A 14,738-nucleotide genomic window follows, 5' to 3' on the forward strand; every position below is an offset into this window, starting at 1 on the left:
CGCCCGCAGCACGAAATGTGAGCGTTCGCGACAGGCGCTGGCACACCCCGCCACACAAATCCCCATAGCGCACAGCATGCGGCCCATGGGTTCCTGCATGGGAGGCTTTCGTACGCCTGACGGCACCCGAAACCCTTCACAATGTCGGTCGTTCCGGCGGTAAGCACAGTCTCCCGAGAGCGGACTCTTAGAACGCAGTTGCCCCTGGCGGCGAGAGAATCCGAGCGAGCCATGAGACGGACTCGGAGTACCGTTTACAAATCACGCAAGGTTTTGACGCTCGCCAAGGAGGCTGAAAAATTTCTGCCACCATTGTGGCGCCCGTCATTTTCCGCGAACGTGAATCGATTAGGGCGGAGGCAGACCAGATCGTGGACGGCCACTCCTCGGGAACGCAATCCATTGACAACATCGTGGTTTCGCCTAACGCGAACGAGTGTCAGCACGACCAGGCAACTGAACCCTATGAACCCACAGCTCTAGGTGAAACAATTGGCGCGACTTCGCGATAATCGGACCCGCATCCTTGTTACCGGAGGTGCTGGATTCATCGGTTCACATCTCATCGACCGCCTACTCAAACGCGGCAACGAGGTCCTGTGTGTCGACAACCTTTTTACGGGGTCGAAGCGCAATATTGATCACCTGACAACGCATCCCCGCTTCGAGTTCATGCGCCACGACGTGACCTCCCCGCTCTATGTGGAAGTGGACGAGATCTACAATCTGGCGTGTCCAGCATCGCCCGTTCACTATCAACATGATCCGGTTCAGACGACGAAGACATCGGTCTACGGCGCCATCAACATCCTTGGGTTGGCAAAGCGACTGAAATGCAAGGTATTCCAGGCATCCACCAGCGAAGTCTACGGCGATCCAGCCATTCACCCGCAGCCGGAAACCTATTGGGGCAACGTCAATCCGATCGGACCACGCTCATGTTATAACGAAGCCAAGCGTTGCGCAGAGACGCTCTTCTTCGACTACCACCGACAGCACGGACTGGAGATCAAGGTTGCCCGCATCTTCAATACGTTTGGACCGCGCATGCATCCGGCGGACGGCCGGGTGGTGTCGAACTTCATCGTGCAAGCGCTTCGTGGCGATCCGATAACCATCTTTGGCGACGGGTCCCAGACCCGGTCGTTCTGCTATGTTGACGACGTTGTCGACGGCCTGATCCGCTTGATGGACACGGGACCGGACGTGATCGGCCCCTTCAACATCGGCAATCCGCAAGAGTTCTCGATAACTGGGCTAGCCGGGATGATCACGCGAATGATTGGATCTGAGTCGAAGATAGCTTACCGTGATTTGCCGCAAGACGACCCCAGACGTCGCCAGCCCGATATCAGCCTGGCCAGAAGCCTGATCGAGTGGGAACCAACGGTGAGTCTGGAAACCGGGTTGCACAAAACGATCGACTATTTCAGGGATCGGCTGCTGGACGTTGCGCCGCGGATGCGCTGAGCCATTTTGGCCGTGAACCAGTCAGCCTGGCAGCAGCCCATAAGCATAGGCCATCTTTTCCGTTTTTGCTGTACCGCCTGGCGAGGCGTCCACAAGGATGCGTGTGTCCCAACTGTCGCTGCGATTAATCCTAAAGCCAATGTCGCGCACCATAGCAAAGAGACAATCCCGATTGGGCACCCAGAAATTGGTGATGTCGCCGGCAAGGGAGGCCGCTTCGTAGTATTGCGCGGCCGCGACACCAGGCATCAGGGCCGGCGCGAATTCCGTTTCAATCAGCAGGCGGCCCTGACACAGTCCGGCAACGATGTTCAGCGCGCGCACCATGTCGGGCAAATGATAGAGAACGCCCAGAAAAAGCACGATGTCAAACGTGCCAATGTCCGATCCAGGGATATCGTATAGGTTCATTTGGCGGTAATCGAATTCCAAAGCGGTCAACTGCTCCATGGCTCCGAAACCATGAACGTTCTTGGCCCGATAGTCGACGACCGTCACCCGCGCTCCGCGACGCGCCATGTTCATCGAAAAAAAGCCGTCCGACGGACCTATGTCCAAGACTTTGAGGCCGGCCATGTCTTTCGGCAATTGGAGTTTTTCGAGTAAGAATCCTGGGTCATAGGAACCCGGAGTGACCACGCCTGGGAACACTTCAAACTTGTGGTGCCAATGGCTTACCCTTGCGACGATCGCCCGCGCGCGCTCGCGGTCGAGCGACGTCGAAGCTGGTGCTGCCGGGTACATATCTCTAATCTCCAACGTCCTGCCTCACTCAGGAGATAAATTTTTGACCCGAGCCTCATATGCCGGCGATGCGCGCCAAGCCGCGACTATGCATGCGGGTGCCACCGTTGCCAACAGTGCAACTGAATTTCCCAACAGTTGCGATGGGCGAATGGACACCCCTGACGTACCGCTGCCAGAGCGCGTTACCGTTTCAGGGCAACGGCCCCCATCCGCCTGCTTTGAAACAACTTTGGACGTACAATCGTTTCACACTGTTCCTGGATCTGCCCTAGGCGTCGAGCGCGATTCCCTGGAGGCGTCATGACCAACAGAACCGCCGTAGTTGTTGTCGGGATGCACCGCAGCGGGACGTCTGCGCTGGCGCGCGTGCTCAGTCTTCTCGGCGCAGCCTTGCCACGCAACCTCAATCCCGCGGGATTGGGCAACGAGGTCGGCCATTGGGAGCCGGAGGCTGCTGTTCGCCTCAATGACCAGATTCTGAATCTGGCCGAGTGTCCGGTAAACGACGTCCAAGGGCCTGCCAGCGAATGGCTGCAACGGCCTGAGGCTCTCGCCTGCGTCGACAGGCTGGTGGATCTGATCGCCGATGAATATGGCGACGATCCGTTGTTCGTGCTGAAGGACCCCCGAATCGCGCTGCTGTTTCCCTTGTGGCGCGTCGCGCTGAGTAGACTGAAGATAAGGTGTGCCGCTGTCGTCATCTCGCGCAATCCAGTGGAGGTTGCGCTCTCGCTGGCGAAGCGACAGGGCGTGGCAGGCGATTGGCAATCGTGGCCGCTGGATAGGGGTGGCCTTCTGTGGTTGCGCTACAATCTTGCGGCCGAGGAATACACGCGCGGCGTCGATAGGGCGTTCTGCGACTATCCGAAATTGCTCGGGGACTGGAGATCGGTCGTGCGCCGCCTGGGCGATGAACTCAATATCGCATGGCCGAAATCTGTCCCGGATGCCGCTTCCGAGATCGACGGCTTTCTTTCGCGCGACCTGCGGCACCATCAAGAGCCCGAGGACTTGGATCACCGCCATGGGGTGTGGTCCGAATGGATCGCGCCGATCTTTTCGGAGCTGCGTGGCGCAACCGAAGGCCGTGGCCCAGACCCGGCCATTTTCGACGCAGTGAAGCAGTCGTTCGGCGATGTCTATACCGCCATTCAGCAGCCTCCGGCCCAGCAGCGACCGTCAGGGCGATCTCGTCTGCGCGTCATGCGCCGGGGTAGGGGCAGGCGAAAGATATGCCTTGCCGGCGGCCTGTTTTGGAAGCCGACCCCTGGTGACGGCTCGGCGATGGCCGCGGTCGAAGCCGCCATAGCCGACGACATCGAAATTTCCATCGTCGACATCGGCGCCTTCACCGATGCAGATGAGACCGCCTTTGCCGCCTTTGCCGAAAGCCATTCCTTCGACATCGAGTATCCCTACGAGGACGACCCGCCAATCGAGCCATCCTTCCTGGCTGCGACGATTCGATTGTGGAGATACGTCCGGGCGCGGCGTTACGATGCCATTCTCTTTCAGGATCAGGATGGCCTTGGCAGCGCAAGCGCCGTGGCAAAGCAGACCGGATTGACGCTCGACGGCATTTCCCTGGCCGTTGTTGCCGCGGGGAGCCCCCACTGGATCAGGCAAGAGAATGGCGCGCTTCCATCAACTCTGGTGACGATCGGCATCGAACACCTGGAAAAAATGGCAGTCGAGCGAAGTACCGCTCAAGCGATCATTGCCGCAAACAGCAATGCGTTGAAGGGCGAGGTCGGCCGGTATGTACACAGCCTACAGGTAGCCCTTGAGGAGCGATCGAGGGATGCCGCGGAGGCGGCACGTTATGCGAGTTCCCTAGAAGGCACGGTGGCCCAATTGCGGACGGCGAACGAGAGCGCGGCCGAATACGCGAGAAGTCTTGAACAGTCGCGGGTTCAGATCGAGGCGGCCGCCGGCGGCAACACGCTGAATGGGGAGGTCGGCCGGTATGTGCACAGCTTGCAAGCAGCCCTCGAAGCGCGATCGAGAGATGCTGCGGAGGCCGCGCGTTATGCGAGCTCCCTGGAGGACACAGTGGCCCTGTTGCGGAAGACGAATGAGACCGCAGCCGAATACGCCCGAGGTCTCGAACGGTCGCGAGCTGAAACCCAGGAGTATGCCAAGTCGCTGGAGGCAGAACTAGAAAAACTCAACCCGACCGCATGGAGCTGACGGCGAAGAGCTTAGATCCAGGCACATTTGACCAAGCCCCCCATTTGTAGCTGGTTTTGCCTAGGACCATGGCTCGGCATGCTTAACTTCCGGCGGCGACTAGGAAAAAAGCCGGAAACGGGCGAGATACCAGATCGCTTTGACACCATCGCGCCATCCGATTTTCTTGCCGTCCTCGTAGGTGCGACCGAAGTAGCTAATGCCCACCTCGTAGATGCGCCAACGGCCTGCAAGCGCGATCTGGGCACTGAGCTGGATTTCACAACCAAAGTCGTTGCAGGTCAGACGCAGCCGGCTCAACACGTCTCGCGTGAACATCTTGTAGCAGCATTCAATATCGGTAAGTGTCTGGTTAAAGAGAAGATTGAACACCAGAGAGATGAGGCGATTGGCCAAATAATGGTGGAAATAGAGAGAGCGATGAGGCCGGCCGTAGAAACGTGAGCCATAGACGACATCCGCAACTTTTCGCCTGACAATGAGGTCATACATGACGGTCCAATCCGCGGGATCGTATTCAAGGTCGGCGTCTTGGATGACAATTACGTCGCCCTGGACTGCCGCCAGCCCGGTTTGCAGAGCGGCGCCTTTTCCGCTATTTCTGTCGTGATAGAACACGCGCACCGCAACAGGGGCACTCGCCGGTTCCTCGGCGAAGAGGAGACCTCCTTCGACGCCGACTGTCAGGGCCGTGGCCCAGCGGGAACCGGTTGGAAAATTGGCCTGGAGCCACTCGCGGGTGCCGTCGGAGGAGCCGTCGTCGACGACGATGATCTCCTTCGCCACCTCGGGAAGTGCTGTACTCACCATCCCCAGGACGTGTGGCAAAGTCGCTGCTTCGTTGAAGACCGGTACGATTACGGAGAGCATGGAACCTCGAGGCCAGCAGCTGTTGCGGTGGAATCCGACACCGCCGGCTAGGATAGAGCGACCATCAAGATCATGGCGATGCCAATGGTGGCGAAGAGCGCCCGATAGCACCGTTGCAGTCGACGCAGGCTCTGGGGGGTAAGGCCAGCCCGCATGGCGCGGCGGGACGCCAACAGATGCAACGGAATGAGCGCAACGGCAAAGACGAGAGCAAACGGAACGAGCCCGAATGCAGCCAGCGCGACTAGGTAGATGTAAGAGGAGATAAAAAGCACCAAGCCGGCGACAAAGCTTTGCGTCTTGCCGAACGCCACGGCATTCGTGCGTATGCCGTTGAGCAGATCAACCTCGTAGTCACGCGCCTCATGCGTAAAATGGCCGGCGGTGAATACCAGTCCAAAGAAACAACTCACGACAACGCCCTGTGCATTGATCGCGCCAAAGGCTGTGTAACCAAGCAGGAAATGCATGCAGCCGCCAACAAAATGCAGGGCTGAGCTGAAGAGCGGCGCACCCTTCAAATGCAAGGTGGGGCTGGAATACAGGGCGCTTAATCCGGCGATCGTTGCTGCGATCAGGAGCGTTCTTGTACCGATAAGCCCAACAAGGAGCAGACTGATCGCCAGTAGTGAGCCAGCCATATAACCGACTTCCGTGCGTGACATACCTCTTGCAGCGAATGTCCGGCTGGCCCGGTCCGGGTCCTTGAGATCGCTGAAGATACCTGACCAGTCGTTGAGAACGAACACATGAGCCATCAGGCACAAATTGCCCGCCATCACGATGGCCCCGGTCAGAAGATGACCCGCCGACATGGCCCCAACTGAACAAACGGCTCCGATGAAAGGCGTGGCCTGCAGGGCCGCGACCTCGTCAATACGGATGCAGGAAAGCCAACGCGACAACAACTTCATCGCCGGGAGGCGACTTCGAGGGGCTGGTTCGCCGGCGATTTGTGTCACTTGTCACCACATTCCTGTTTTGAGCCGCAGGCAAACTTCGAGCGCATAAGCTCATTCTCGAAATAGAGCCGCAGCCACAGGGCATAGCCGAAATCTTGCGACCAGTAGAATCGTCTTACCGTCGCACTAAGGTCATTGTGATACAGAAGCGGAGGGGTGTGGCTTAACAAGGAAAAGTCATCGGCCGCAATATCCTTCAGCAACTCGGCTGTGCGTTGATAGGTCTCGGATGAGCCGGCATGGCTTTCCATTTGCCGAAGCGCTCCGGCGGCCCGAACCCAGATGTCCTGGCCGGGAATATCGGTCTGCAATCGCGATTGCGGAAACGGCGGCAGGCAGCCGGCTTTTTCAAGGTCCGCCAACCGCAACGTCGGCATGATGGGCGCATCCGCATAGTAGACCCAGATACCGTCGTCGCTCGCCTTTTTTGAGAGGGCGTCGCACAGCGCCCGCGCGGCGGATTTATCCACTCGGTCAAGAAGGAGGAATATGTGCATCTGGATTGCGACATCCGCGGGATTGGGGTCGTGTCCCGGATCGAGGCATTGGTACTCGTCTCTTGTCGCAAGCCAAGTCTGGTAAAGCCCGTCATCCCGCCTGAATTGCGCGATGGTGGCAAGCGCCGGGTGCAGCAGTTCGCGCTTGTTGCTGGGCGCGACCCGCCACGCCAGGGCTGTGTCGTCCGAATCGGGCGTAATGGCGCAGCCGAGCGTGCCGATTGTCGGCGAATCCGGTCGCCCGTGATAGCGCACAAGGCCGCCTTCTTCGATCTGGGCAGATAGGAACTGCCGCGCTCCACCAAGCATGTCGCTCAAGCCCGCGGCTTCGGCCACCGGGCTCGCCACGTCAAGCATGACGGCGTTGAGATAGGTATTGAGTTCCTGGCGCGGCTGATCGAACCGGTTTGCGCTGGTATAGGATGTAAGCCAGTAGCCGCCAGCCTGCTGATCGCTAGCGAGCATCTGCTTGGCGTGCCGCGCTGCGCTAGGCAGATCGCTGACATGCTCAAGTGCCACTTTGTCTTCAGGAATAAGGAACGAGATCTGCTTGAGCAGGCGCGGGTCGCCACCCGGGGTCGCGCGCACCAGAACCGCCAGGAAATGTTCGCCCGGCGTCATGTGATCGATGGGGATGGTGACGCGCCAACCAGCTGGGCTCGGTTGTCCCAAAGCTTTCTCTACATCGGCTCTGCCAAAGAAATCCCGGGTTCCACCCACCTGCCGGCCGTCGATCAGCACACCGACATCTGTTGGAGTGTGATTATTGGTGAGCGCCCATCCAAGGATCTCGAGCTGCCGGCCGGCTTGGCCGCCGACGGCTGCGGGCAAGACGTTAACCACGTCGATGTTGCCTGTTAAATCTACAACTAGGTCGGGGCGCACATGCGGGTGGGACAGTTCGGCGATGAAGGCCGCGTTATGAATGTCCCAGGCCGGTCGCATTCTGTCCGGGCCCTGGGTTGAGATAACGGGCATGTCGAAAATGCCAGTGTACCAGAAAGCGCCGATCGTCTGGGTTGAGATCGCCGCCAGCGATGCAAGGCCGAATGCCGCACGGCCGCTGCGTGACAGGCTTTTCACGACCGTTGGAAGCATCCATATGAGCATGGGCACCATGTCGGTAAGCCATCGCGGTCCCCAGGACATGCCTTGCCGCCAGTCGATCATGGCGTAGAAGAACACTTGCACGATCATTGCGCAACCGACTGCCGCAGTTAGACCTCGTCCCAAGTGTTCGGCCCCGAGGCGGCGAAAAAACATCGGGACAAATAGCAGGAAAGGGGAGAAGACGAAGAGACCTCGAGTCGGGCTGAAAAGCAGACCCGCGATACCGCCCATCAAGCTGTCATTTAAGTCGCCGGCTCTGACATGCACTGCATAAGCACCCGCAATATTGCCGACGAGCATGATATTGTAGGCAAGGGTTAGAGCGATGGGGACCATGCCTGAAAAAACGAGCAGTGATCTTACGCGGCCAGCCCACCACAGGCCGTAGATACCCAAGCCCGCAGCCAGTATGGCATCCGGCTGGCGGTTGGCCGCAATAAGCGTGCAAAGCAGACCGGCGAGCAGGACCCGCCACGGCTTGGCTGGGCCTGTAAGCAAAAGCATCGTGCCTATGACCAGCAACTGCGCGAGTCCGTGCATCCAGAGGGCCTGACTGCTGATGACCCATGTCGTGGTACCGAATGCATAGAGCAAGCTCAGAATGGCTGCCCACCCTTCATCGGTCCTGCGTCGAAGCAGCAAGTAGAGCAGCCCCACAGAGACCGCCGCTATCGAAGAAGCGCAGAGCTTTTCCATGATGCGGGCGAGCTTGTCTAACAGCAGCGGGTCGGAACCATGTCGGTCCAGATACATGACCGCCGGCAGATAGAGTGGGGAGAGGACGACGGGAACAACGACCGGAAATTTCGACACGAAATTGCCCCCACGAACCTTCACGATCCAATGGGCATTGTAAGTCTTGTCCGGCGTTGACGGAGGCTTTCGACCCTGAGCCACCAGGTCTAGGATTGGGTTCAAGGTCAGGCTGTGATTCTGCCAGATTGAAAAGGGCAGATAGCGCGCTGCGAAGCTGTCCGCTGCCGCGATCGAGCGCATATTCGCGTTGAAGACCAGGAGGGAGAGGAACCCGAGGAGCAAAGCGATCGCGACATCGCGCGCACGGATGCGTCGAAAAGCCGGCGTCGATACCATCTGGCTCGGAACGTGGGCGGTCATTGCCACGATCAACGATCTTCCCCGTTCAAGGCTCCTAGTGGGACGTGTAGCGCTCGTACAACGATCGCGTTGCGGCTACAACCGGACACAAGAATATTTAGATCATGCCGGGCTGCCGGCGATTTGGGGGATAAGATTGACACTGTTAAAAGCGCACACCGCGAGGCGGGTAAATCTGTTCGGCATCGGAGCCCCAAGGACCGCAACCAGCAGTCTGGCATGGATGCTGCGCGGGACGGGGAAGGTCTTCGTTCCCGAAGCGAAAGAGATGAATGGCTTCGGCATCGACGCGGATGTGACCGAAAGCGTGTACGAGATGCGCTTCTCGGAGGCGAGGACTGAGCATCGCTATCTCGCCGATATTTCCCCCGTCTATCTTTCAAGCATCCAGGTGGCGGAGGGGATACAGGCCTACAATCCGGAGGCAAAAATCATCGCGACGCTCAGGGACCCTGTCAGCCGAGTGATTTCACATTACAGGCACATGAAGGGGAAGATAGACCCGTCTTTGGGTCCGGAACTTAAGCTAAATATAAATTCATATATCAGAAAGGGATTGGCGGATATATACGACAATAAATTGGAATATAACTCATGGTATTCTGCAGCCATGAATATAAATCACTCGTTTTACGGAAAGCATTTGCAAAGTTATTACCGGAGATTTCCCCACAACCAGATACTGGTGCTGGTCTACGATGACCTAACGCGATGGCGCCCCTTCCGCCAGGGTCTCTGGGCGCGGCAATTGCAGCGGTTCCTGGGTGTCAATGTAAACCAGAAGTGCCGCGACAACCGCGCCGTAGGGTTCGAAACAAAAATCGCCGACGACGTGGCAGTCGATTTGAAAAAACTGTTCGCGGCAGACGTGTCCACGACCAGCGACCTGATCGGCCGCGATCTGGGCAGGCTATGGGGATATTAGAGCGCTGCCGCTAGAACCCTGCAGCATGGTTTGACGAGACCCGTTGCATGTCGGCCTCAACCATCTCGGCGACCAGATCCTCCAGTCGAACCGTGGGACTCCAGCCAAGCACCTCTTTGGCAAGCGAAGAGTCGCCGACAAGTAGGTCGACCTCCGATGGTCTGTAGAAGGCCGGGTCAACAGACACAACGACTTTTCCGGTAGTCCGGTCGATACCTCGCTCGTTGTGCCCCGTTCCTTGCCAATCCAGAAAGATGCCGCAGGCTTTCGCGGCCATGTCGACAAATTCACGAACCGTGTGCGTTCTCCCGGTCGCCACAACGAAATCCATTACAGGCGTCGTTTGCAGCATCCTCCACATTGCATCGACATAATCCCGGGCGTGGCCCCAATCTCTTTTCGCCTCTAGATTTCCGACCCGCAGAGGCCCTTCGCCGCGCAACGCATATTTGGCCATACCAAGTGTCACTTTTCGAGGGAGAAACTCCACGCCCCTTAAAGGCGACTCGTGATTGAAGAGGATGCCGCTGCAGCAATGCAAGCCATACGCCTCTCTGTAGTTCACGACCGTCCAATGCGCGAATAGCTTGGCCACTCCATAAGGGCTGCGCGGATAGAAGGGAGTTCTTTCGTTTTGCGGAACCTCTTGCACTTTACCAAACATTTCAGACGTCGAAGCCTGGTAGAATTTAGCTGCAGGGACGACAGTCCTGACGCCTTCAAGCAACCTCAATGTTCCAATCCCGGTCACCTGAGATGTATAGATTGGCTGTCTAAACGAATCTCCGACAAAACTCTGAGCCGCAAGATTGTATATCTCATCAGGCTGGACATTCTCCAGCACCACACGCACGTTTGAGTCCTCGGTCAATTCCATCGACGCGAATTCGATATCTTGCAGAACCTGCAGATTTTGGAGGCGCCATGTGCCTATCCCCGACGTGCGGCGCATGGAGCCCACCACACGGTATCCCTTGTCGAGCAGCAGCTTTGACAGATAAGCTCCATCCTGCCCCGTGATGCCCGTTATCAAAGCGGTCTTATTTGCCACAGCCCGTCCCCTTGCGATTGTGGATTTCCCTTGTCGTGGGCTATGGCAACGTTTGGATGCGAAGGCAAAGAAAGATTCGGGCCCAGCATGAGGAATGCGTTCTTTACGATTTCATCGTGGAACTATCTCCACTATTCGCGGACGCTTGCGTCTTCGTTTGCTCGCTACCATCCAGAGTTCTCACGCATACTGGCCATCGCTGACACACCTCGGAACGATCTGCAACAGGGCGCCTTCCCCGAATTCGATGCTCATATTTTTTTCGACGAACTCGATCTGCCTGACCGTCGCTCTTTCAGCTTTCGCTACGATGTCGTGGAACTGAATACGGCCATCAAGCCAACGTTATTCCGGCGACTTTTTGCCGATGGTTTTGACCGCGTGATTTACCTAGATCCGGATATCTTCGCCTATCGTCGCTTCGACGAGATATTGCGGGCGTTCGATGAGGGAGCGACTTCCATCCTGACGCCGCATTCCCTCGCCCCCAATCTCCATTCCGAGAGCCCAAACGACCTGACCTTTATGCAATCCGGGATTTACAATCTGGGATTTTTGGCCTTGGCCAGGACGGGCGAGACGTCGGCTCTGCTGGAATGGTGGGAGTCGCGTCTGCAGCGCGAGTGTGTCGCCGATCGCCTGAGCGACGGGATTTTCGTTGACCAGAAATTTATGGACCTGTGGCCCGCCTATTGCCCGGGCACACACATCCTGCGCCATCCAGCTTACAACGTGGCGTACTGGAACCTGGATACCCGCACGATCAAAACCACGAATGAGAACTACGAGGTCAACGGCTCGCCACTCGCCTTCTTCCATTTCAGCGGAATCACTCCCGGCGACAGGGGCGTCCTGTCGAAGCACCAGCAGCGATGGAAACCAACATCTACGGAAGCGTTGGCAAGCCTCACAGCGGGTTATCATGACCAGTTGGAAGATTTCGGCGCAAGCAGTTTTTCTTCTGTCCCCTATGGCTTCGGGACGTTCTCCGACGGCACCAAAATTCCGAAACTGGCGCGAATTCTCTTTCGTGAGAAGCTCGAGCCTTTCGAGGGCGATCCTTTCACTCTGATGCCGGGCCATCTGGACCGTCCAGCCGGCATCAAGCCCAACCCCGGTGGTGTGGTCACGCAGCTTGCGCACGCACTCTGGACGACGAGGCGAGACCTACAATCCTACTTCCCTCTCCAAGAGGGGAAATCCCAGATAAACTACGCCGACTGGTATATCGCCGGCGGCGCAACGTCGGCAGGGATTCCTGCCAGGTTCACGCAAACTGTCGCCAAAAGAATCCGCCAACTAGGTCACGGAACCGCAGATGTTTCCGCCACAGAAAAATCCGTGATTGCGACGCGTATCGCGCGCCGCGCTTATCGAACTCTCATGAAAGTTCAGCCTCACATTCGCTGGCTCTACAGAATGGTGCCACCGGCCAAGCGAAAGCGCTTTCTCGATGCGATGTTCAGGCATGCGTGGCCCGCAAATTTCGATACGACATCGAAGGCCACCCTTGGGCCCGGCCTGTCCCTGATCGGTTATCCGTTTTCAGAAACGGGCGTGGGTGAAGCAATGCGCTCGCTAGCTCGCTCAGTCGACAGTGCCAACATCAACTATGATGTCACGAACTTTGACGAGCAGGTTCTTTCGTCGAGGAGGGATAGAGCCTTGACGTCTCACATCGTTGTTCGACCTTCCAAAATGGTGAACGTTTTCTGCGTAAACGCCGACATGCTGGGGTCAACCATTCATGGCATTGGCGGCGGTGTTCTCCAAAACAGATACAACATCGTCAGGCCTTTCTGGGAACTGCCTTCGATTCACCCTCAATGGCTGAACGGTCTGCAACATATGGACGAGATCTGGGCCCCGACGGCCTTCGTTCGGGATGCCTTCATGGCCGGTACTGACCGCCCCGTTGTGCATATTCCGGTGGCCATATCCGTCCCGCCCGACATCGAGGCGAGCCGTGAGCCTTTCAAGATTCAAAAGAATTCTACCGCATTTCTGTTTGCATTCGATTTTTCGTCCTACCCGGACCGGAAGAACCCGGACGCCGTTTTACAAGCCTACCTTCGCGCGTTCGGACATGACCGAAATCGACGGGTTTCTTTGGTTATCAAGACAATGGGTAATAGCCCCCACAAACGAGCAATTCTGAATTCAATTCGTAGCCTGGCGCAGACCGACAACAGGATTGTGTTGATTGATGAGGTTCTCACTCGGACCGAAACCTATTGTCTGACAAAATCGTGCGATGTCTTCGTCTCGTTGCATCGCTCGGAGGGCTTCGGGTTGGGAATTGCCGAAGCCATGGCTATGGGCAAAGCCGTTATTGCAACAGACTTTTCGGGAAGTAAGGATTTTGTTGGCACGCAAACGGGGTTTCCTATTCCATACCGATTGATCGGCGTCGAACCCGATCAATACCCCTATTTCCTCGAAGGCCAGAAATGGGCCGATCCCGACATAGATGAAGCCGCTCGGGTCATGGAGCAACTTGCCGACAACATTGAGGTCGTCGCCGCTGTGGGCGAGCGTGCTCGGAAGTATATGGCCGCGGTGCACAGCCCCGAGGCGGTCGGCAAGGTGATCGCTAGTCGCCTTCAAGACATCCAAGGATATAGGAATTCCATTCTAAATGCCTATTGATACTGTTGATGTTCCCCAGGGTCGGAGAACGAACCGCTGCGCGGGATGGGCGTTGCATTGTGGGGCAGGGAAGGCGCATTTCTTTCCTCCAATAACGCCCTCGCAGGACAACTGGCTACATTTGCTTTCTATCACCCGTCGCGCGCCAGTCTGGCGCGCGAGAAGGAGATGCTCAAGTCACGCATTTCAAAGCGAATTTAAAGCGTGACACAGGGTGACCCAGCATGCCCGACGGGTATGGAGCGGGAACCTCGCAACCTCCTGACGCTGAATTCCGATTGGGCAAACTGCCGCGTTGCTTGCGCTTGACCCTTGGGCGTCTACCGCCCTCTGTTCGAGGGCGGACCTACGGATCCGCGTTCGATGATCGCGGTCGGCAGAATGAGCCTTTCGGGCGATCGTGTTTCACCCTTCAACCGCCGGATGAGCAATTCCGCGACACTCTTGCCAAGCGTATAGACCGGCTGGTCAATGACGGTAACGGGCGGCGTTGTCACGCTCGTCCAATCTGCGTCATGGAAGGTGATCAGCGAAATGTCCTCGGGAATCCGCAAGCCGCGCTGGCGGATCACCCTGAAGATCTCCAGCGCCGTGACGCTGTCGGAGGCAAGGATCGCCGTCGCCCGATCTGGTCCGGACAGCAGCTTGTCGGCAACCCCGCGCGTTTCGGCCGGGCTTGTTGCACCAAGTCGAACATAGCGTTCTGGCCGCTCAATTCCGGCGTCACGGCACACGGTGAGGAAGCCGTCGATACGCTCGCGAACCGACGAGGTGTAGATTTGCGCCAGATCGCGGTATTCATGCCCTTCGGCGTCGACCGCAGTCACATAGGCGATGTTGCGGTGGCCGGCATCCGCAAGAATGCGCGTCGCCCGCATGGCGATGCCGCGATCGTCGATCGTGACGGTATCGACACCCAGATCGGGCAGTGCCCTATCAAGCAGGGCAAGCGGCCGGCCTGAAGGTCGGGTTGAAAGGTGCGCCGCTAGCGCGCGCCGCAACGCTACCGGGTTGCTGGACGCACCTTGTCCGAACGTCGCCGCCCCAGCGGCGGTCCGTAGACTGCGGCTGCGACCCGGCCATCGGCTGACCGGGTAGTATCAGCGTCTCCTGGAAGCTCCGATCTTCACCTGCCGACAGCGTTTCCGATC

At 57.8% G+C, this 14,738-nt stretch carries 10 protein-coding genes; 4 read left to right on the top strand and 6 right to left on the bottom strand.

What is annotated here, in order from left to right; all coding sequences use genetic code 11:
• Positions 1-492: 492 nt before the first annotated feature.
• On the top strand, positions 493-1,470 hold the full coding sequence (locus NKH03_RS25820) for a UDP-glucuronic acid decarboxylase family protein (protein WP_352971410.1): 978 nt from the start codon (positions 493-495) through the stop codon (positions 1,468-1,470).
• 21 nt (positions 1,471-1,491) lie between these two features.
• Here NKH03_RS25820 and NKH03_RS25825 read toward each other — a convergent pair whose 3' ends face one another.
• Positions 1,492-2,214 carry a class I SAM-dependent methyltransferase gene (locus NKH03_RS25825; protein ID WP_352971412.1) on the bottom strand — a complete coding sequence of 241 codons (723 nt, stop codon included), beginning with the start codon at positions 2,212-2,214 and terminating at the stop codon, positions 1,492-1,494.
• Positions 2,215-2,517: 303 nt separating this feature from the next.
• On the opposite strand from NKH03_RS25825, the gene NKH03_RS25830 reads away from it, so the two are divergent.
• Positions 2,518-4,407 (top strand): sulfotransferase family protein, encoded by a 1,890-nt coding sequence (locus NKH03_RS25830; RefSeq protein ID WP_352971415.1) that lies wholly within the window; start codon positions 2,518-2,520, stop codon positions 4,405-4,407.
• 99 nt (positions 4,408-4,506) lie between these two features.
• Here the strand turns inward: NKH03_RS25830 and NKH03_RS25835 are convergent, their stop codons facing one another.
• From NKH03_RS25835 to NKH03_RS25845, 3 genes are read right to left on the bottom strand one after another with little or no spacing between them, the layout of a single operon-like run.
• Complete coding sequence (locus NKH03_RS25835; RefSeq protein ID WP_352971416.1) at positions 4,507-5,277, bottom strand: glycosyltransferase family 2 protein; 771 nt, start codon at positions 5,275-5,277, stop codon at positions 4,507-4,509.
• Between the two features lie 47 nt (positions 5,278-5,324).
• Positions 5,325-6,191 (bottom strand): UbiA family prenyltransferase, encoded by an 867-nt coding sequence (locus tag NKH03_RS25840; RefSeq protein WP_352971418.1) that lies wholly within the window; start codon positions 6,189-6,191, stop codon positions 5,325-5,327.
• 44 nt (positions 6,192-6,235) lie between these two features.
• The gene (locus tag NKH03_RS25845; protein WP_352971420.1) at positions 6,236-8,974 is read right to left on the bottom strand and encodes a hypothetical protein; all 2,739 of its coding nucleotides are present in this window, start codon (positions 8,972-8,974) and stop codon (positions 6,236-6,238) included.
• 124 nt (positions 8,975-9,098) lie between these two features.
• Here NKH03_RS25845 and NKH03_RS25850 point away from each other — a divergent pair, with 124 nt between their 5' ends.
• On the top strand, positions 9,099-9,887 hold the full coding sequence (locus NKH03_RS25850) for a sulfotransferase family protein (protein WP_352971421.1): 789 nt from the start codon (positions 9,099-9,101) through the stop codon (positions 9,885-9,887).
• 10 nt (positions 9,888-9,897) lie between these two features.
• On the opposite strand, the gene gmd is transcribed toward NKH03_RS25850, so the two are convergent.
• The gene (gene gmd / locus NKH03_RS25855) at positions 9,898-10,938 is read right to left on the bottom strand and encodes a GDP-mannose 4,6-dehydratase (protein WP_352971424.1); all 1,041 of its coding nucleotides are present in this window, start codon (positions 10,936-10,938) and stop codon (positions 9,898-9,900) included.
• A gap of 87 nt (positions 10,939-11,025) precedes the next feature.
• On the opposite strand from gmd, the gene NKH03_RS25860 reads away from it, so the two are divergent.
• Entirely contained in the window at positions 11,026-13,587 is a 2,562-nt protein-coding gene (locus NKH03_RS25860) for a glycosyltransferase family 4 protein (protein ID WP_352971425.1), read from the top strand.
• Between the two features lie 320 nt (positions 13,588-13,907).
• Here the strand turns inward: NKH03_RS25860 and NKH03_RS25865 are convergent, their stop codons facing one another.
• Entirely contained in the window at positions 13,908-14,588 is a 681-nt protein-coding gene (locus NKH03_RS25865; protein ID WP_352971426.1) for a LacI family DNA-binding transcriptional regulator, read from the bottom strand.
• Between the last annotated feature and the right edge of the window lie 150 nt (positions 14,589-14,738).

The organism is Mesorhizobium sp. M1406 (genome assembly GCF_040317555.1).
GTDB lineage: Bacteria > Pseudomonadota > Alphaproteobacteria > Rhizobiales > Rhizobiaceae > Mesorhizobium.